Consider the following 18,458-nt stretch of genomic DNA (forward strand, 5'->3'; position numbering starts at 1 on the left):
GCCAGTTGCCGGCGAACCTCACGGAATAAGATCTCGCGTCTTTTGTGCGCGAATTGAGCCCGAGCGTCAGGGTTTTGGCCTGACTGTCGCTGGGGGGAATCCTTTCCTGATCGTTGATGAATCGGCCATTATTCGGCGATCTTTAATCGAAAAGAGGCAATATGATGTCAACGCTACCTTCGTTGGGGTTCGCCGGAATCGGTCTGATGGGCCTGCCCATGTGCCGCCGTTTGTTGGCGGCGGGATACCCGCTGACCGTGTGGAATCGCAACCCGGCCAAGTGCGCGCCACTGGTCGAGGCCGGTGCCCGGCAGGTGGCGACCGCCGCTGAGTTGTGCGAGCACGCCGACGTGGTGATGTTGTGTCTGGCCGATACGGCAGTGGTTCGCGAGGTGGTGTTTGGCGCTGGCGGTATCACCGAAGGCGCGAAAAACGGCCAGTTGCTGGTGGATTTTTCCAGCCTTGAACCGACGGCCACTCGCGAAATGGCGGCGCAACTGCTGGAGAAAACCGGCATGGCCTGGCTGGACTCACCGGTGTCCGGCGGCGTGGTTGGTGCCGAGGCGGGCAGTCTGGCAATCATGGTCGGCGGCGATGCGGCAAATCTGGAGCGTGTGCGCCCGGTATTGCTCAGTCTCGGCCAGCGCGTTACGCACATGGGCGGCATCGGCGCGGGTCAGGTGACCAAGGCCTGCAACCAGATGATCGTTGCGTGCAACGCATTGGTGATTGCCGAAGTGGTGGCGCTGGCCGAGCAGGCTGGCGTCGATGCGAGCCTGATCGCCGAAGCACTGGCCGGCGGTTTTGCCGATTCGAAACCGTTGCAGATTCTCGCCCCGCAAATGGCCGAAAGCCGTTTCGAACCGATCAAATGGCACGTGCGCACGTTGCTCAAGGATCTCGACACCGCCGTCAAATTCTCCCGCGAACAGGGCTCGGCGACGCCGATCAGCGGATTGGCCGCACAACTGATGCGCCTGCATGGGGCGCAAGGTTATTTGGCACAGGATCCAGCGACCCTGGTGCAAATGTACCGCGCGCCAGAATCAACGGATTGACCGCATGTGAATGCTTGCGCTGATTGATTTCCTCCAGCACCGGGCGCAACTCGTCCAGCGGCACCGGGCGGCTGAGCAGGTAACCCTGGATGAAATCGCAGCCCGAGCGTTCAAGAAACTCGTACTGTTCCAGGCTTTCGACGCCTTCGGTCACCACCTGCAAATGCAGGGTGTGCGCCATGACGATGATCGCCTGGACGATCTCCATGTCGGCGGTTGCCGTGGGAATGTCGAGGATGAACGAGCGGTCGATCTTCAAGGTGTTGAGCGGCAGGCGCTTGAGGTAGGCCAGCGACGAGTAGCCAGTGCCGAAGTCGTCGATCGACAACGACACACCCAGGGCACGAATCTGTCGCAGCAGCACCAGGGTGTTGGCGATGTTGCCCATCAGCGCATTTTCGGTGACTTCCAGTTCCAGCCGTTCCGGCGCCACCCCGGCGCTGCGCAATGCCTGTTCGATTTCGTTGGCCAGTTCTTCCCGGGCGAGGTTGAGTGGCGAGCAGTTCCAGGCGATTTTCAGTTCTTCGCAGCCATGGCGCGACAATTCGCCCAGATCCTTGCATGCGCGGCGCAGCACCCAGTTGTCCAGTTCGGCGATCAGGCCATTGTTTTCGGCGATGGTGATAAAGCGATCCGGGGTCAGCAAACCGTGCAGCGGATGTTGCCAGCGAATCAGCGCTTCGAGCTTGGTGACACGACCGGTTTTCAGTTCGAAGATCGGTTGGTAATAGAGCATCAGGCCGTTTTCTTCGCGCAAGGCGTGGCGCAATTCTTCTTCCAGTTGCAGCTCGAAGCTGGCGCGGGTCTTGAGGTTGGAACTGAAAAAATGCAGGCCGTTGCGCCCTGCGCCTTTGGATTGATACAGCGCCAGATCGGCGTGCTTGAGCAGTTCTTCGCAGGTGCTGCCATCCTCCGGAAACAGACTGATGCCGATGCTGGTGGTCATCACCATGCGGCGCCCGGCCAGTTCGATCGGCTCCTTCATTTTGAGCATGATGCGCTGGGCCATATTGCGGGCTTCTTCGCGGTCATGCAGGTTGATGAGGATGCAGAACTCGTCGCCGCCGAAACGCGCGACCACGTCTTCATGGCTGCGCACCGAGCCTTTGATGTGCTGGGCGATAACCTTGAGCAGTTCGTCACCGGCGTCGTGACCGAGGCTGTCGTTGATCCGTTTGAAGTGGTCGATGTCGAGGAACATCACCGCGAGCATGCCGCCCTCGGTGGCTTTCTGGCAGAGTTTCTCGGCGAAGATCTGGTTGAACCCGCGGCGGTTGATCAGGTTGGTCAGGGCGTCGTAGTTGGCCGCTTGTTGCAGCGACATGCGCGCCTGGTCGAGCTGACTAAGCAGGGCATTAACGCGGCGCAGGTCCTCTTCCTTGTTCTGCAGTTTCTTGTTGGCCAGCGCCGCACTGATCGCACTGCCGAGGATCAGCAGGATGATCAGCGCCACGGTCAGGCCCAGTTGCAGATGCCCGGTATCGCTGGCGCCCGTTGTCAGGCCACCCTCGGGAAGAACCAGATCCAGCGCAGCCATGCCGGTGAAGTGCATGCTGATGATGCCAGCGCCGAGAATCAGCGCAGCGCTGTACTTGAGTAACTGATGGGCCACGCCGCTGCCTTCGCTCAGATAGCGGGCCACCCACAGCGCGGCGAAACTGGCGCCGATGGCGATCGCCACAGACAGCGCGAACAGTCCTGGCTGATAGTAGGCGGTGGCGCTCGACTTCATCGCCGCCATGCCAACGTAATGCATGCCGGCGATGCCCAGGCCGATGACAAACGCGGTTTTCAAGCAATGCAACGCATTCGGCTGCGCTTCGCTCAGGGTTTGCATGGCCAGCCAAGAGGCGAGCAGGGCGATCAGCAACGAGAAAAGGGTGATGCCAAGGTCGTACTGAATGTCGATCGGTGTCTGGAAAGCCAGCATGCCGATGAAATGCATGGCCCAGATGCCGCCGGCCAGGCAGGTCGCGCCGATCCAGCGCCAGATCCGCCGCGACTCCGGATCTTCGGCATTTACAACGCGCTCAGCCATATCCAGGGTAGCGAAACTGGCTGCGCAGGCGACTAGATACGCAACCATCACCAAGAGAGGGTTGTGACTGCAATCGAGGATGACCTGCCCGCTCTCCGGCAGCTCGGTAACAAACTGCAAACCAAGCCACTCCATAGCATGCCCCGTCTCTGAAGTCGTCCCGAGTGCGCGTTGTACGCAGTTGAATGTCAGGAGTATAGAGGCCGATTTCGGGGTGCAAGCCGTGGTGGCACATTGGCGCTAACGATTTCGGCATTAGCGTCATAGCGATTGGCGCTAAAGGCTCAAGCGATCTGTTCGAGAGGGATTTGCCCCCAGTCCGGTTGCAGGGGCGGCAAGCCGAAACGCGCGCGGGCCTTATCGCAGTCGACATTCTGTTCGCCGTTTTCCCAAGACGACTCGAATTCACGGCAGGGGCTGGAGCGCAATTCATAAATCGAGCACTTCACCTCGCTGCCCACTTCGCCGACCAACGCCGTGCAGCGCGGCGATTTGCAGTCGGTGCCGTTCATCGCCACCCGGCTCGGGCTGATCTGTGTGACCAGCTCATCAGGCACCGTGCCGCCGGAAGATGAGCACTCACCCCAAAAGAAAGACACGCGAAAATGGGAACAGCAGGCACCGCAATTCAGACACGGACTGACTTCAGACATGGGCGAGGGTATCAAAGGGATTGATCGGGAGATCCGGACGGATCCGGCCGCCATTCTAGGCTTCGCCACGAACTTGGGAAGGGGGGCGCGAAACTATTTTTTTGTGGCAAGTTTTTGCCGCAAAAGCCCCGGTTTTCGGGGGATTTCAGGCTTATCAAGGGCTTACGTTTCGTTACAGTGCCATGGCCCGATATCAGGCAGACGAATGATCACAGACAGGCCAGTCATGGCTGACTAGATTGCAGGTTCCGGGCTCGGATGCGTTGGCAGTGAAGCCCCATAACAATAAAGAGACGGACCCATGCAGAACTCGACCCAAGCGGCGAATGCCTGGCGCATTCTGTTCCTGCTGTTCCTCGCCAACCTGTTCAACTTCTTCGACCGTACCATTCCGGCGATCATCATCGAGCCGATCCGCATGGAATGGCACCTCAGTGACTTTCAACTGGGGATTGTCGGTACCGCATTCACCATTGTTTACGCCATCGCCGGCCTGCCCTTGGGGCGGATGGCTGACACCGGCTCGCGCAGCAAGCTGATGGGCTGGGGTCTGGCGACGTGGAGTGCGCTGACGGCGGTCAACGGTCTGGTCGGCAGTTTCTGGAGCTTCCTGATTGTGCGCATGGGCATCGGCATCGGCGAGGCCAGTTATGCGCCGGCGGCCAACTCACTGATCGGTGATTTGTTTCCGGCGCATCGTCGGGCGCGGGCGATGGGCATTTTCATGCTCGGTTTGCCGTTGGGCCTGTTGCTGGCGTTCTTCACCATTGGCTGGATGGTGAAGGCGTTTGACAGCTGGCGTGCGCCGTTCTTTATTGCAGCGGTGCCGGGTCTGCTTCTGGCGATTTTCATGTTCTTTATCAAAGAGCCGAAGCGCGGCGCAGCGGAGACCGTGCAGGTTTCGCAAGAGAAAGTCGACAAGCCGATCCGGCGGATTCTGGCGGTGCCGACCTTTCTCTGGCTGGTGATGGCCGGGTTGTGCTTCAACTTCGCCACCTATGCCTGCAACTCGTTTCTGGTGCCGATGCTGCAACGCTATTTCCTCATGCCGTTGCAGGAAGCGGCGGTGGCCACCGGAGTTATCGTTGGCGTGACCGGGCTGGTCGGGTTGACCCTGGGCGGCTGGATCGCCGACAAGATTCACCAGCGTGTGGCCAACGGGCGACTGTTGTTCGCGGCGTTCAGCCTGATCATCTCGACGTTGTGCACGGCGTGGGCGCTGCATGCCGGGCGTATCGAGATCGGTGTGTTTGTCGTGGTGTTCAGTGTTGGCTGGCTGTTTGCCTACAACTTTTACACCTGTGTTTATACGGCGATTCAGGATGTGGTCGAACCACGTTTGCGGGCGACGGCGATGGCGCTGTTCTTTGCCGGTTTGTATCTGTTGGGCGGTGGCTTGGGGCCGGTGGTGGTGGGTGGTCTGTCCGATCATTTTGCGCATACCGCGATGGCGGCGGCGGGGGCTGAGCAGATGACCGAGGCGTTCAAGGCCGTCGGGCTGCATGATGCGATGTATCTGATTCCGGTGGCGCTGTTTTTGACGATGGTGTTTCTGTTTCTGGCGGCGCGGTGTTTTGTGCGCGATGCGCAGCGGATGAAGGAAGGGTTGGTTGCTGTGGTTGAGCCAGAGGTTGCAGCGGCGACCGTCTGATTGCCTTCGCGAGCAGGCTCGCTCCCACATTGGATCTGCGTTGTGACCTCGGTCCCTGTGGGAGCGAGCCTGCTCGCGAAAGGGCCATTAGCATCACTGGATAAATAACAGGCAAACAAAAGGCCCGCATCACTGCGGGCCTTTCTGTTTTCAGCGGTGGAGCAGGGCGGTTTAGCCCGCTACCAACACCCGAATCGCTTCCAGACGCAACGCCGCTTTATCCAGCATCGCCAGACCCTGCTCACGTTGCGTGCGCAGCGCTTCCAGTTCGCTGTCACGCACGGTCGGATTGACCGCTTGCAACGCAGTCAGGCGCGCCAGTTCTTCGTCGGTGTCGGCCGCCAGACGGCGACGGGCCTCGGCCACGCGCTCGGCGTGACGCGGGGCGATCTTGTCTTCACCGGCGTTGATGCGTGGCGTCAGCTGATCGCGCTGGGCCTGGATGAACTTGTTGGCGCTGGCACGCGGCACGCTCTCTAGTTGATCGTTGAGGGTCTCGAAGGAAACCCGTGGCGACAGGTCGTTGCCGTTGGCATCAAGCAGGCAGCGCAGGGCGGCCGGCGGCAGGTAACGCCCCAGTTGCAGCGAGCGCGGCGCTACCACTTCGCTGACATACAGCAACTCAAGCAGCACGGTGCCCGGTTTCAACGCCTTGTTCTTGATCAGCGCGACGGCGGTGTTGCCCATCGAACCGGACAGCACCAGATCCATGCCGCCCTGCACCATCGGGTGTTCCCAGGTGATGAACTGCATGTCTTCGCGCGACAGCGCCTGATTGCGGTCGTAGGTGATGGTCACGCCTTCGTCGTCGCCCAGCGGGAAACTGGCGTCGAGCATTTTCTCGCTCGGCTTGAGGATCAGCGCGTTTTCCGAATGGTCTTCGCTGTCGATGCCGAACGCATCGAACAGGGTCTCCATGTAGATCGGCAGGGCGAACTGATCGTCTTGCTCAAGGATGTCCTCGACCAGCGCTTCACCTTCGCCGGCGCCGCCGGAGTTGAGTTCCAGCAGACGGTCGCGGCCGGTGTGCAGCTCGGCTTCGAGACGCTCGCGCTCGGTGCGCGCTTCGTCGATCAGCGCTTGCCACTCGCCGTCGTCGGCCTCTTCGAGCAGCGGCAGCAGGCGCGGGCCGAACTGATGCTGCAGGGCGTTGCCGGTCGGGCAGGTGTTGAGGAACGCGTTCAGCGCTTCGTGGTACCACTGGAACAGACGCTCTTGCGGGCTGGTTTCCAGGTACGGCACGTGCAGTTCGATGATGTGTTTCTGGCCGATCCGGTCGAGACGACCGATCCGCTGCTCAAGCAAATCCGGGTGCGACGGCAGATCGAACAGCACCAGGTGGTGAGCGAACTGGAAGTTGCGACCTTCACTGCCGATTTCCGAGCAGATCAGCACTTGTGCGCCGAACTCTTCGTCGGCGAAGTACGCGGCGGCGCGGTCACGCTCAAGGATGTTCATGCCTTCATGGAACACCGTGGCCGGGATGCCGGAACGCACGCGCAGGGCGTCTTCCAGGTCCATCGCGGTTTCGGCGTGGGCGCAGATCACCAGCACTTTGGTGCGCTTGAGCATTTTCAGCTGATCGATCAGCCACTCGACACGCGGGTCGAATTTCCACCAGCGCTCTTCTTCGCTGGCGTCCGGCTGGGCCTGGAAGCTGACTTCCGGGTACAGCTCGGCGTGTTCGCCCAGCGGCAGTTCGAGGTATTCGTCCGGGCACGGCAGCGGGTACGGGTGCAGTTTGCGCTCCGGGAAACCCTGCACGGCGGCGCGGGTGTTACGGAACAGCACGCGGCCGGTGCCGTGGCGGTCGAGCAGTTCGCGCACGAGGCGGGCGCTGGCTTCAGTGTCGCCATCGTTGACCGCGGTCAGCAGGGCTTCGCCTTCGTTGCCGAGGAAGCCGTGAATGGTTTTGTGCGCTTCGGCCGAGAGACGGCCCTTGTCGAGCAGTTCCTGAACGGCTTCGGCCACCGGGCGATAGTTGTCGCTCTCGGCGCGGAACGCGGCCAGGTCATGGAAACGGTTTGGATCGAGCAGGCGCAGACGGGCGAAGTGGCTGTCCTGACCAAGTTGTTCCGGGGTGGCGGTGAGCAGCAGCACGCCCGGGATGACTTCGGCGAGTTGCTCGACCAGCGAGTATTCCGGGCTGGCTTTCTCTTCGTGCCAGACCAGGTGGTGCGCCTCGTCGACGACCAGCAGATCCCAACCGGCAGCAAACAGTGCGTCCTGCGCCTTCTCGTCGTCGACCAGCCACTCCAGCGCGACCAGCGCCAGTTGGGTATCTTCGAACGGGTTGGCGGCATCGCTTTCGATGAAGCGTTCTTCGTCGAACAGCGCGACCTGCAGGTTGAAGCGGCGGCGCATTTCCACCAGCCACTGGTGCTGGAGGTTTTCCGGAACGAGGATCAGCACGCGGTTGGCGCGGCCCGAAAGCAGTTGGCGATGGATCACCAGACCGGCTTCGATGGTTTTACCCAGACCCACTTCGTCCGCCAGCAGTACGCGCGGAGCAATGCGGTCGGCGACTTCACGGGCAATGTGCAATTGGTGCGCGATTGGCTGCGCGCGAACGCCGCCCAGGCCCCAGAGCGAAGATTGCAACTGGCGGCTGGTGTGTTCGAGGGTGTTGTAACGCAGCGAGAACCACGCCAGCGGGTCGATCTGCCCGGCGAACAGACGGTCGCTGGCCAGACGGAACTGAATGAAGTTCGACAGCTGGGTTTCCGGCAGGGTGACGGCTTCGTTCTGCCCATTGAGACCGTGATAGACCATCAGGCCGTCGACATCGTCGACTTGCTGCACGGTCATCTTCCAGCCTTCGAAGTGGGTGATGCTGTCACCCGGCGAGAACCGCACGCGGGTCAGGGGCGCATTCCGTAGCGCGTACTGGCGGGTTTCGCCAGTGGCCGGGTAAAGCACGGTCAACAAGCGGCCGTCCTGTGCCAGAACGGTGCCTAAACCAAGCTCTGCTTCGCTGTCACTGATCCAGCGTTGCCCCGGTTGATACTGCTGCGCCATGCTGCCTGACTCCCACCTTGAAAAAGCGGGCTATCTTAACGGAATGCGACCCTGAGGCCAAAGGAATACTGGGGTGGGAGCTGCCGAAGGCTGCGATCTTTTGATCTTGGGGGAACACTTGGAATCCGTGTTGTCCCATTAAAAGATCGCAGCCTGCGGCAGCTCCTACAGTGCCAACCCGGTCACAAGTTTGCGACCGGCGGCTAAAGCCATCATCGCCCACGCCGATAGCCTGCTGACAGGAGACCCCTTATATGTTGCCACCGATGCTCCCCCTGAGCGCTGTGCCGATCACTTCCCAGCAGGATCCGATCCGCCAGCGGCCGGACATTCCTCCGGTGGTGCCGGTGCAGGAAAGCTCCAACGAAAGCACGATCGATCTGCAAAAGCGTGATCCGGAAGAGGATCGCCTGCTGGCGCGTGAAGAGCAGCGCCGTCAGCAAGAACGTGATCGCCGTCGTCGCGAAGCTGACGAAGACCCGGAAGAACACCTGGCCGTGCCCGGCACCGAGCTGAACGCCGACAACACTGTGCCGGTGGTGCCGCTGATGGAAGATCAGCCGCGTCAGGGCTTGTGGGTCGATATCGAAATCTGAGGCTGGGCGGCCAGTTCCGTCAGATGTGCCAGCAAGACGTCGATTTCTGCCTCGGTGTTCAGATAACTCAGAGAAATCCGCGCAATGTTCTCAAGTCCTCGCGTCTGCATGTCCAGCGGCGTATAGGCCACGCCATTGGCGCCAATGTTGATCCCCCGCGCCGCCAGTGCCTGCTTCAATGCCAGACAATCCCAGCCCTCCAGCGTAAAGGCGATCAGCCCGGAGCGCTGATGGTCGCGGCCGAGGTCCTGTAGCGAAAGCCCGCGAATATCCTGCAAGCGTTGGCGCAGTGTGCGGCTCATCTGTTCGATTCGCCGATGAATCGCCAGCGCGCCGATGCGGTTGTGTTCCTCCAGTGCATTGGCCAGTCCGGCCAGCAGCGCCAATGACACTTCACTGGTCTCGAAACGCCGCGCGTCGTCGCGCAGGGTAAAGCGCTGGCCGTCCCACGGTGCCGACAGCACATCGCGCTGCACCGGCAGCAAACGTTGCATGAAGCCTGGCCGCACATAAAGCAGCGCGGTGCCACGCGGGCCTCGAAGGTACTTGCGTCCGGCGCCTTTGAGCACATCGCAGCGCAAGGTCTGGACATCGCAGGGCAACTGCCCCAAAGCCTGACCGGCATCGATGAAGTAGGGAATGCCGTGTCGGTGCGCGACCTGCCCGATCTGCACGGCGGGATTGATCAGGCCGCCGTTAGCGGGCAGCCAGGTCAACGCGATCAGCCGCACGTTGCGATCGATCATCTGCGCCAGCGCCTGCGGGTCGACCGCGCCGTGGGCATCACAGGGAATCACCTCCAGGCGTGCCCCGGCCTTCACCGCTTCGGCGATGCACGCCAGATTGCCGGCCCATTCATGGCGCCCGACCAGAATCCGCTCACCCGCCTGCCACGGGCCCAGCGCATTGAACGCCTGACTCCACGCGGCCGAACCGCTGCTGGTGAAGGCGATGCTCTCGGGTTCGGCATTGAGCAGGTGGGCGGCGGCGTGGCGTGCTCGCTGTTGAATGTGCAGGTCGGCGGCCTCCATCGGTCCGCAGATTGCTTCGCGTTGCAGTTGCTCGACAATCGCATCAAGGGTGGCCTGGCTCGGCAGCGACGAACCCGCATGATTGAAGTGAATGATCCGCGCACAACCGGGCGTGGCGGCTCGCAAGCGTTCGACGTCCTCGCTGTTCACGGCTTGAGCTCGAAAATCGCGTCGACTTCTACGGCTACGCCAGCGGGCAGGCTGGAGACGCCGACGGCGGTGCGGACATGCCGGCCCTTGTCGCCCAGCGCGTTGACCAGCAGGTTCGACGCGCCATTGGCCACCACGCCCTGACGCTGAAAGTCAGCTGACGCGGCGATAAACACACCGAGGCGAATTGTGCGCGAAAGTTTCGACAGGTCATCGCCCAGCGCATCGCCCAGTTGCGCGAGCAAGCCCAACGCTGCCAATTCGGCGGCGCTGACGCCTTCCTCTTCGGAAATCGCTTCGCCCAAGCGGCCAATAAAAGCCGGCTTGCCGTCGATCAACGGGATCTGTCCGGAGATGTACAGCAGATTTCGTGTGACAACGTGGTTGACGTAGTTGGCGATCGGCTGGCTCGGCGTTGGCAGATGCAGGCCGAGTTGCTCGACTCGCTGGCTGAGTGATTCGCTCATGGTGAAGCCTCCTGAATGAAGGCCTCAGCATGTTGAAACGAGGGAAGGGCGACAAACGGATAGATTTAATCCGATGTATCGAAATGGCTCATGCGTCTGCGGCTTCATCCAGCCATTGGCTGAAACACGCTGCCGGTTCAGACAAGGGACGGTCCGGCGTCACCAGCCAATAGCCGATCTCTCCCTGCATCGGTGCGGTATCAAAGGCCGGCACCAGTGTGCCTTCCTCGAGACGGCGAGCGATCAGGCATTGCCGGCCCATGGCGATGCCTTGGCCGGCGATGGCTGATTCGACCACGATGTTGTAGTCGTGGAGCATGACGCTCGGCACCTGCGCCAGATCGATGCCACTGTGCTGGCTCCAGTCAGTCCATTCGAACGGTTGCAGTGATTTGGCCATCAGCAAGGGGCCGTTTTCCACGCCCTGACACTTGAAGGCCGGGCTGCACACCGGTGTCAGGGTTTCAGTCATGAAGCGCCGGGCTTGCACGTCCGGCCAATGGCCCTTGCCGTAGCGAATGGCCAGATCGACCTCGCCACCCTTGACGTCGGCCAATTGCACGGCGGGGATCAGTTCGACATGGATGTCTGGGTATTTCGCCCGAAAGTCGCTGAGTCGCGAGGCCAGCCACAGGGTGGCAAAGGACGCCAGCAGGCCGATTCGCAAGGTCGTGTGTTGATTGCTGCGCAATTCGCGGCTGGCCGCGGCGATGGCCGCGAGTGCCGGCTCGATCTGGCGATAATAGGCCGCGCCGGCGGGTGTCAGATCGATTGCCCGGGTACGCCGGACAAACAGCCGCTGATCAAGAAACGCTTCAAGTTTGTGCACCTGATGGCTGATCGCACTTTGCGTCACCGACAACTCGTCGGCAGCCTTGATGAAACTCAAGTGGCGGGCCACGGCCTCAAAGACGCGCAAGGCCATCAGCGGTGGCAGATCCTGGTGCAAGGGCACGGCAAGCATCCTCGGGTTTGGTGCAAAGCGCAGATTCTGCGGGCAAAACTGTGGTTGGGTACATCAATTGTTATCGGCCGTCGCTGGCAATGGCTGGTCAGTGTGGGCATCAGGCTGCATTATTGGCGCAGTCCTGCCGGTGATGTGGCAGTTGTGATTCTTTCAAGTGATGTACTGACGCCATGAGCCAAGACGACAAACTGATTGACCTCAGCACTGAACGCGCCAAGCGTGTTCACGACCTCAATGAGAAGCGGCTGAACGAAGTGCGCCAGGCGTTCGAACAGGCGATGCCGTTGGGAAAAGCCAGGAAAAAGTCGAAAAACAAGCCGAAAAAGCGCTGATCTCCTCCTGCATCCGTTGATGCAGGTCAGTTATTTTCCCTCCTTTACTCTCCTTCGTTGCTGGTATTGATCCCGGTCAATTTGTGCGCCTGTGTGTTTGGTAACTTAGTTCCATCGCAGCAGAGCAGGGCCAGGAGGCCAGTCATGTTTTTCGATAACGTGGTGTTTGCCGGGGTCCTGACTGTAGGGCTGATGGTTCTGTTTTTTGCAGGGTTTGGATTTTTTATCTGGAAGGATGCGAATAAGCGCAAGAAGTGATTCTTCTGGATTGATGAGCACGCAAGGCATTTTGGGGCGACTTCGGTTGCCCCTTTTTTTTTGACTTGGCGGCCTTTGGGCCGACCATGTTGTGGTTGTTGGGTGTGTATATCCGTTATTTAGGTAACGGCGGCTTAGGGTTTCGCCCTGACGGCGACTCACTTTTTTGACAAACGCCTCAAAAAAGTAAGCAAAAAAACGCTTGCTCCTACGTGCGGCCCGCTCGCTGGGGCTCGGGGTTCCTTCGCTCCGGGACCGATCCGGGCGCAGCGCCTACGGTTTGCTTCGCTGCACCTCCTCTCGCTGTGTTTGGCTGCGCCAAACGGTCGCTGCGCTCCCACGCCCGGATCAATCCCTCCACTCAGCCTTCCGATGTCGCCCGTGGATCAAGATCAAGAGCAGGCGAGCTGACACTCGGCCTATTGAGTGGGGAAGAGCGCGGGTGTTCGGCTTTTGATTTGAGTTGTTGCTACCCCTCATCGGAACGCCGCCCGCCCAGCCCTCTCCCGAGGGAGAGGGAGCCGATTTTCGGGCGTTTCAAAACCTGAGTTCAACGCGGTATTTCACATCGGCGTATCTCTCGCAATCACCTCGGTCAGTCCCCTCTCCCTTTGGGAGAGGGCTAGGGTGAGGGGCTTTTGATCTGGCGTTTGATCTGGCTTTGGCTTTTGATCTTTTGCCCCTTCGGCAGGCCGAGCGAAGGTGTTCATCCGGGGGTTAGGCGCGCAGCGCCGTGCGGCGTAGCCGCATTCATCGAGAGGAGGTGCAGCGAAGCAAACCGTAGGCGATGCCCCCGGATGGACACCGTAGCGAGGGAACACTGAGCCTCAGCGAAGTGCCGTACGCCGGGGCAAAGCCTTTTGGGTTACCTTTTCGGCGTTTGGAAAAGGTGACTCGCTGTAAGAGCGAAACCGCCTGCGGCAGCACCCGCAAAAACGGATATGCCCCCAACCCCAACCCCAACCCCAATCCCCCAAACACAAAAAAAGGCGCGATCCTCTCGAATCGCGCCTTTCTCATGTCCCGCTATCTATCAACTACCCAACGCCTTCGACGCCAGCCAGAACAACCCAGCCGACAGCGCCACAGTCGCCGGCAAGGTCAACACCCACGCCAACAGAATGGTGCGAACCGTGCCACCCTGCAGGCCGCTCTTGTTGGCGACCATGGTGCCCGCCACGCCCGACGACAGCACGTGCGTGGTCGATACCGGCAGGCTGAAGATGTTGGCCATACCGATCAAACTGGCAGTAGTGATCTGCGCCGACATGCCCTGGGAATAGGTCATGCCTTGCTTGCCGATCTTCTCGCCGATGGTCAGTACCACGCGCTTCCAGCCAACCATGGTGCCCAGGCCCAGAGCCAGGGCGACCGCCAGAATCACCCAGAACGGGGCGTATTCGGTGGTGGTGGTCAGGTCTTTGCGCAGCTTGTCGAGGTCAGCCTTTTCACGGGCTTCCAGGCCAGGCAGCTTGCCAACCTTCTTCGCAGTGTCGTCCAGGCAGAGCAGGTAACGACGCACTTCAATGCGGCTTTCCGACGACAGCGAGTGATAGTCCGCTACACCTTTAAGGGTGTGCAGCAGGGCGCTGATGGTCGGTTCGGTCTGCTGCGGGTTGCAGCGGAATTTCTCCGGCAGGTCGCCTTCCACGCTCTTGCCCAGGGCCAGGAATTCACCCAGCGAATCGGCGTTGCGCTGGTAGAACTGGCTCAGGTGCAGGGTCGCATCGCGGGTGCGTTCGATCTGGTAGGTGGTGCTGTTCAGGTCGAGAACGAACTGCGCCGGGACGATACCGATCAGCACCAGCATGATCAGGCCGATGCCTTTCTGGCCATCGTTGGAGCCGTGCACGAAGCTTACGGCCATGGCCGAGATCACCAGCACCAGACGGTTCCAGAACGGCGGATGCTTCTTGTCGTCGATCTTGCGGCGCTGTTCCGGGGTCTTGTGCATCTTCGACAGCGGACGCCACCACTTCAGCCCGATCAGGATCAGCGCGGCGATCAGGAAACCGGCCATTGGCGAGAACACCAGCGAGGCGCCGATGTCGATCGCTTTCTGCCAGTTCACGCCGTCAGCCAACGGAATGTCGTTGATCAGGGCATTGGCCAGGCCAACACCGAGGATCGAGCCGATCAGGGTGTGCGAGCTGGAAGCCGGGATACCGAAGTACCAGGTGCCCAGGTTCCAGGCGATTGCCGCGGCGAGCAACGAGAACACCATCGCCAGGCCATGGCCGGTGTTCACATTGATCAGCAGCTCAACCGGGAGCAAATGGACAATGGCATACGCCACGCCAACGCCGCCCAGCAACACGCCGAGGAAATTGAACACACCGGAAAAGAACACCGCCAGATGAGGCGGCATGGCTTTGGTGTAGATAACAGTGGCTACCGCGTTAGCGGTGTCATGAAATCCATTGATGAACTCGAAGGCGAGGACAAACGTCAGGGCGAGCAAGAGGCTCACAAGCACCCAAGCATCCAGTCCGCTGAATAAATCGATCATGAAGGTTTTCTGACCCGGTCGTAAGGGGGCGCGATTATGCCAGAAAAGACTGGAAATCGATGCCCTACCTGCTCATCGGTTACACACTTCTTCGATTTAATTTGTTGCAGTACATGAAAACCAAGCGCAACACAGGGTTTTTCAAGGCATTGATTTTGTTGGGAAAAACGTTTTTTTACAGGTGATTTCAGCCATGCGTAAGGGGCTCAAACGCTTGTCTGAAATATCTGTGAAACGTGTAGGACGCCCGACCTCAGTCTGTCAGACCGGTTGATGGCCGCTGCCCGCGGGTAGCGGGCGCGCAAGGCATCGTCGTTCCACCGCGCTTGTAGCCGGTGTGGACGCAAACCTCAAAAGACCCAAAACCGTGCTCAAGGCTCTTCGGCTTTGAGTTCCTTTTCGATCTTTTCGATTTCTTGCTTGAAGACCTGATCCTGAACGGTCGGGCGTTTACGCCACGCTTTGCGTTCCGGTTCGGGCTGAGCGGCGTAGGTGGTGACTTCCCCGCCGTAAACTTCCTTGTAACGTTGTTCCTGGCGCTCAAGTTCCGCGCGCAGTTCGTCTTTCGTCACAGTGCTACCTGTATGAGTTGAGTTAAGTGTCTGGTGAAACGCACTGCAACGAATCGATTGAACGGCACCACCGCGAGTCCAACGCCGAAAGAGGGCATCGGTGTAATTGGTGGGGCGATCAAGACTTCCGTGTTACAGGCGGCTACGGCACCAGATAAAAACTGACGCAGCATCAGTTTCCTGTTTCAGCGAGCGCAGGCGTTGCATGAGTGATGCGCGTCAGGCGCTGGCCGGGCTGTTGGCGATGGACATCGCCGCAGCGGGTGGCGACCTCGACCATTAAAAACGAGGCGCCACTGAGGTGCATTATAGCGGTCGATTCAGGAATGACTATCTTTGCCAAGTTAAAAACGGTTCCGGATGTGTGATTGTTTTGTTACTCGCAACTTTTGTCGCAAGTTGAAGTGCAGGACGCCCACTATTTAGCGAGCGATCTGTTTTTGGCGCCATTTAGTCGAACAACTAAGGCAGAGATTCAGATAAAAGCCAAAGTTGAGCTGAACCCTTGGCGCGTTTGAAGCGAGCCGCACGACCGTTTGCGATTATCGGTCGACGGTTCGATAATCGCCCAATCTTGCTGGTTCGACGCTTGTGCATTTCTCGGCGAGCCGCTTGTATAGCCGATTGATCCGTGCCGGATAAAAGGACAAGAAATGAACGATCAAATGCGCAACTCTTTCACCTCCGTGGCGCCGCCGATCGTCGCCTCGCCGGCCAAACGCATCCAGGCGCTGACCGGTGATCCGGATTTCATGACCTCGCTGGCTCGAGGCCTGGCCGTGGTGCAGGCGTTTCAGGAGCGCAAACGCCATCTGACCATTGCCCAGATCAGCCACCGGACGGAGATTCCCCGCGCGGCCGTGCGCCGGTGCCTGCATACGCTGATCAAGCTTGGCTACGCCACCACTGACGGTCGCACTTATTCATTGCTGCCCAAAGTGCTGACCCTCGGCCACGCGTATCTGTCGTCGACGCCGTTGGCGGTGTCGGCCCAACCGTACCTCGACCGCATGAGCGAGCAACTGCACGAAGCCTGCAACATGGCCACGCTCGAGGGCGACGACATTCTCTACATCGCCCGTTCGGCGACCACCCAGCGGTTGATTTCGGTGGACCTGTCAGTGGGAGGGCGCTTGCCGGCGTATTGCACATCGATGGGCCGCATTCTCTTGGCGGCACTGGACGACACATCGTTGCGTGAATATCTCGATCACGCCGAACTGGTCGCCAAGACCAGCCGCACGATCCATACCCCTGATGCGTTGCTCGAATGCCTGCAGGAAGTGCGGCAGCAGGGCTGGTGCATCGTCGATCAGGAACTGGAACAAGGCCTGCGTTCGATTGCCGTGCCGGTCTATGACGCTTCCGGCCAAGTGGTCGCGGCGCTCAACGTCAGTACTCACGCCGGTCGCGTCAGTCGTACCGAGCTGGAGCAGCGCTTCCTGCCGGGCTTGCTCAGTGCCAGTCGCGACCTCAGTGCGCAGTTGTTTGCCTGATGAAGCTGTTCGATAAACGCACAGTGTTGCGTTTATCGAATTGACGCTAAAACCCCCGGATCATTAATGTCGCGGCAGCGTCATCCGGCGCTGATGTGAATGAGCCCGCCGGACTGTCGACTCCCATAATAACGACAAGAGGCAACTCACTATGCGCATGCTCCCCGACTGTCTCCGCTCCACCCGCTGTTGCCGGGTTTCCCGCAACGCCTGATCCAGACCTTCTATTCTTGTGACCGTGCCGCTCTCTGGCCGGCCGCCGTTCGACTGCGTTTTCTGCGTGGAATAAAAATAATGAACCAGCCTCAGTCCGCTGTGGGTAACTGCCTCGACGTGCAGACCTTCATCAATGCCCAACCGATCTCGCGCTATCAATGGCGGGTGGTGATCCTGTGTTTCCTGATTGTCTTTCTCGATGGCCTCGACACTGCCGCGATGGGCTTCATTGCCCCGGCGCTGTCGCAGGACTGGGGCATCGACCGCGCCAGCCTCGGCCCGGTGATGAGTGCTGCGTTGATCGGCATGGTTTTCGGTGCATTGGGTTCCGGCCCGTTGGCTGACCGCTTTGGACGAAAAGTCGTACTGGTGGGCGCTGTGGTTCTGTTCGGCGCCTTCAGCCTTGCGTCGGCTTACAGCACTAACGTTGAACAGCTGCTGGTGCTGCGCTTCCTGACCGGTCTCGGCTTGGGCGCGGGGATGCCGAACGCCACCACACTGCTCTCGGAATACACCCCGGAGCGCAAGAAGTCGCTGCTGGTGACCAGCATGTTCTGCGGTTTCAACCTGGGCATGGCCGGTGGCGGGTTTATTTCCGCCAAGCTGATCCCAGCGTTCGGCTGGCACAGCCTGTTGCTGATTGGCGGGGTTCTGCCATTGATCCTCGCCGTGGTATTGCTGTTCTGGTTGCCGGAATCGGCGCGTTACCTTGTAGTCCGTAACCGTGGCACCGACAAAATCCGCAAGACCCTGGCGCCGATCGATCCGCTCACCGTCGCCCAGGCCGCAAGCTTCAGCGTGCCGGAACAGAAAACCGTCAAGGCGCGCAACGTGTTCGCGGTGATTTTCTCCGGTACCTACAGCACCGGCACGTTGCTGCTGTGGCTGACCTATTTCATGGGCCTGGTGATTGTTTATCTGCTGACCAGCTGGCTGCCGACGCTGATGCGTGACAGTGGCGCGAGCATGGAACAGGCGGCATTTATCGGTGCGTTGTTCCAGTTCGGCGGGGTTTTGAGCGCGGTGGCGGTGGGCTGGGCGATGGACCGCTTCAATCCGCACAAGGTCATCGGCACGTTCTACCTGCTGGCCGGGGTGTTTGCCTACGCGGTGGGGCAGAGCCTGGGCAACATCACGTTGCTGGCGACGTTGGTGCTGGTGGCGGGGATGTGCGTGAACGGTGCGCAATCGGCGATGCCGTCGCTGGCGGCGCGGTTCTATCCAACGCAGGGGCGGGCGACCGGGGTCTCGTGGATGCTGGGGATTGGCCGCTTTGGCGCGATTCTCGGGGCGTGGATGGGCGCGACCTTGTTGGGCCTTGGCTGGAATTTTGAGCAGGTGTTGACGGCGTTGGTGATTCCGGCGGCGTTGGCGACGGCGGCGGTGCTGATCAAAGGCATGGTCAGTCATGCGGATGCGACCTGATATTTCGATGTAAAGCGAAAA

General features: G+C 60.2%; 15 protein-coding genes. 7 read left to right on the forward strand and 8 right to left on the reverse strand.

Features of this window, described 5'->3' with window-relative positions; genetic code table 11:
- The first annotated feature begins 161 nt into the window (after positions 1 to 161).
- A complete protein-coding gene (locus ACRRSD_RS21730; protein ID WP_435035258.1) occupies positions 162 to 1,058 on the forward strand; it encodes an NAD(P)-dependent oxidoreductase in 897 nt (298 codons plus the stop codon).
- On the opposite strand, the gene ACRRSD_RS21735 is transcribed toward ACRRSD_RS21730, so the two are convergent.
- Positions 949 to 3,231, reverse strand: coding sequence for a putative bifunctional diguanylate cyclase/phosphodiesterase (locus ACRRSD_RS21735; RefSeq protein WP_435035260.1), 2,283 nt, complete (start codon positions 3,229 to 3,231; stop codon positions 949 to 951). The two genes, ACRRSD_RS21730 and ACRRSD_RS21735, sit on opposite strands and share 110 nt — an antisense overlap.
- Positions 3,232 to 3,380: 149 nt before the next feature.
- Positions 3,381 to 3,749 carry a YkgJ family cysteine cluster protein gene (locus ACRRSD_RS21740; RefSeq protein ID WP_435035261.1) on the reverse strand — a complete coding sequence of 123 codons (369 nt, stop codon included), beginning with the start codon at positions 3,747 to 3,749 and terminating at the stop codon, positions 3,381 to 3,383.
- Positions 3,750 to 4,050: 301 nt separating this feature from the next.
- On the opposite strand from ACRRSD_RS21740, the gene ACRRSD_RS21745 reads away from it, so the two are divergent.
- Positions 4,051 to 5,400 (forward strand): spinster family MFS transporter, encoded by a 1,350-nt coding sequence (locus ACRRSD_RS21745; protein ID WP_435035263.1) that lies wholly within the window; start codon positions 4,051 to 4,053, stop codon positions 5,398 to 5,400.
- Between the two features lie 171 nt (positions 5,401 to 5,571).
- Here the strand turns inward: ACRRSD_RS21745 and rapA are convergent, their stop codons facing one another.
- Entirely contained in the window at positions 5,572 to 8,418 is a 2,847-nt protein-coding gene (gene rapA / locus ACRRSD_RS21750) for an RNA polymerase-associated protein RapA (protein ID WP_435035265.1), read from the reverse strand.
- A 254-nt stretch (positions 8,419 to 8,672) separates the two neighbouring features.
- Here rapA and ACRRSD_RS21755 point away from each other — a divergent pair, with 254 nt between their 5' ends.
- Positions 8,673 to 9,014, forward strand: a complete 342-nt coding sequence (locus ACRRSD_RS21755; RefSeq protein WP_003222394.1) for a hypothetical protein — start codon at positions 8,673 to 8,675, stop codon at positions 9,012 to 9,014.
- On the opposite strand, the gene ACRRSD_RS21760 is transcribed toward ACRRSD_RS21755, so the two are convergent.
- The 3 genes from ACRRSD_RS21760 to ACRRSD_RS21770 all read right to left on the reverse strand — a co-directional run bounded on the left by ACRRSD_RS21760 (position 8,984) and on the right by ACRRSD_RS21770 (position 11,617).
- On the reverse strand, positions 8,984 to 10,195 hold the full coding sequence (locus ACRRSD_RS21760; RefSeq protein ID WP_435035267.1) for an aminotransferase class V-fold PLP-dependent enzyme: 1,212 nt from the start codon (positions 10,193 to 10,195) through the stop codon (positions 8,984 to 8,986). The genes ACRRSD_RS21755 and ACRRSD_RS21760 overlap by 31 nt on opposite strands.
- Positions 10,192 to 10,662, reverse strand: coding sequence for a RidA family protein (locus tag ACRRSD_RS21765; RefSeq protein ID WP_435035269.1), 471 nt, complete (start codon positions 10,660 to 10,662; stop codon positions 10,192 to 10,194). Before ACRRSD_RS21765 ends, ACRRSD_RS21760 begins: the two co-directional genes overlap by 4 nt.
- Before the next feature lie 88 nt (positions 10,663 to 10,750).
- A complete protein-coding gene (locus tag ACRRSD_RS21770) occupies positions 10,751 to 11,617 on the reverse strand; it encodes a LysR substrate-binding domain-containing protein (protein WP_435035271.1) in 867 nt (288 codons plus the stop codon).
- A gap of 182 nt (positions 11,618 to 11,799) precedes the next feature.
- Between ACRRSD_RS21770 and ACRRSD_RS21775 the strand changes: the two genes are divergently transcribed.
- Positions 11,800 to 11,961 carry a hypothetical protein gene (locus ACRRSD_RS21775; protein ID WP_273914343.1) on the forward strand — a complete coding sequence of 54 codons (162 nt, stop codon included), beginning with the start codon at positions 11,800 to 11,802 and terminating at the stop codon, positions 11,959 to 11,961.
- A gap of 144 nt (positions 11,962 to 12,105) precedes the next feature.
- On the forward strand, positions 12,106 to 12,219 hold the full coding sequence (ccoM, locus tag ACRRSD_RS21780) for a cytochrome c oxidase subunit CcoM (protein WP_003222396.1): 114 nt from the start codon (positions 12,106 to 12,108) through the stop codon (positions 12,217 to 12,219).
- A gap of 1,033 nt (positions 12,220 to 13,252) precedes the next feature.
- On the opposite strand, the gene ACRRSD_RS21785 is transcribed toward ccoM, so the two are convergent.
- Positions 13,253 to 14,728, reverse strand: a complete 1,476-nt coding sequence (locus ACRRSD_RS21785; RefSeq protein WP_007917114.1) for an inorganic phosphate transporter — start codon at positions 14,726 to 14,728, stop codon at positions 13,253 to 13,255.
- Positions 14,729 to 15,099: 371 nt separating this feature from the next.
- Positions 15,100 to 15,300, reverse strand: coding sequence for a hypothetical protein (locus ACRRSD_RS21790; RefSeq protein ID WP_008080067.1), 201 nt, complete (start codon positions 15,298 to 15,300; stop codon positions 15,100 to 15,102).
- A gap of 653 nt (positions 15,301 to 15,953) precedes the next feature.
- Here ACRRSD_RS21790 and pcaR point away from each other — a divergent pair.
- Together pcaR and ACRRSD_RS21800 are read left to right on the forward strand one after the other, a co-directional pair.
- Positions 15,954 to 16,796, forward strand: coding sequence for a pca regulon transcriptional regulator PcaR (pcaR, locus tag ACRRSD_RS21795; RefSeq protein WP_007917109.1), 843 nt, complete (start codon positions 15,954 to 15,956; stop codon positions 16,794 to 16,796).
- A gap of 294 nt (positions 16,797 to 17,090) precedes the next feature.
- A complete protein-coding gene (locus ACRRSD_RS21800) occupies positions 17,091 to 18,437 on the forward strand; it encodes an MFS transporter (protein ID WP_435035275.1) in 1,347 nt (448 codons plus the stop codon).
- Positions 18,438 to 18,458 lie beyond the last annotated feature (21 nt).

The organism is Pseudomonas neuropathica (genome assembly GCF_051174785.1).
In the GTDB taxonomy this organism is placed as follows: domain Bacteria; phylum Pseudomonadota; class Gammaproteobacteria; order Pseudomonadales; family Pseudomonadaceae; genus Aquipseudomonas; species Aquipseudomonas neuropathica_A.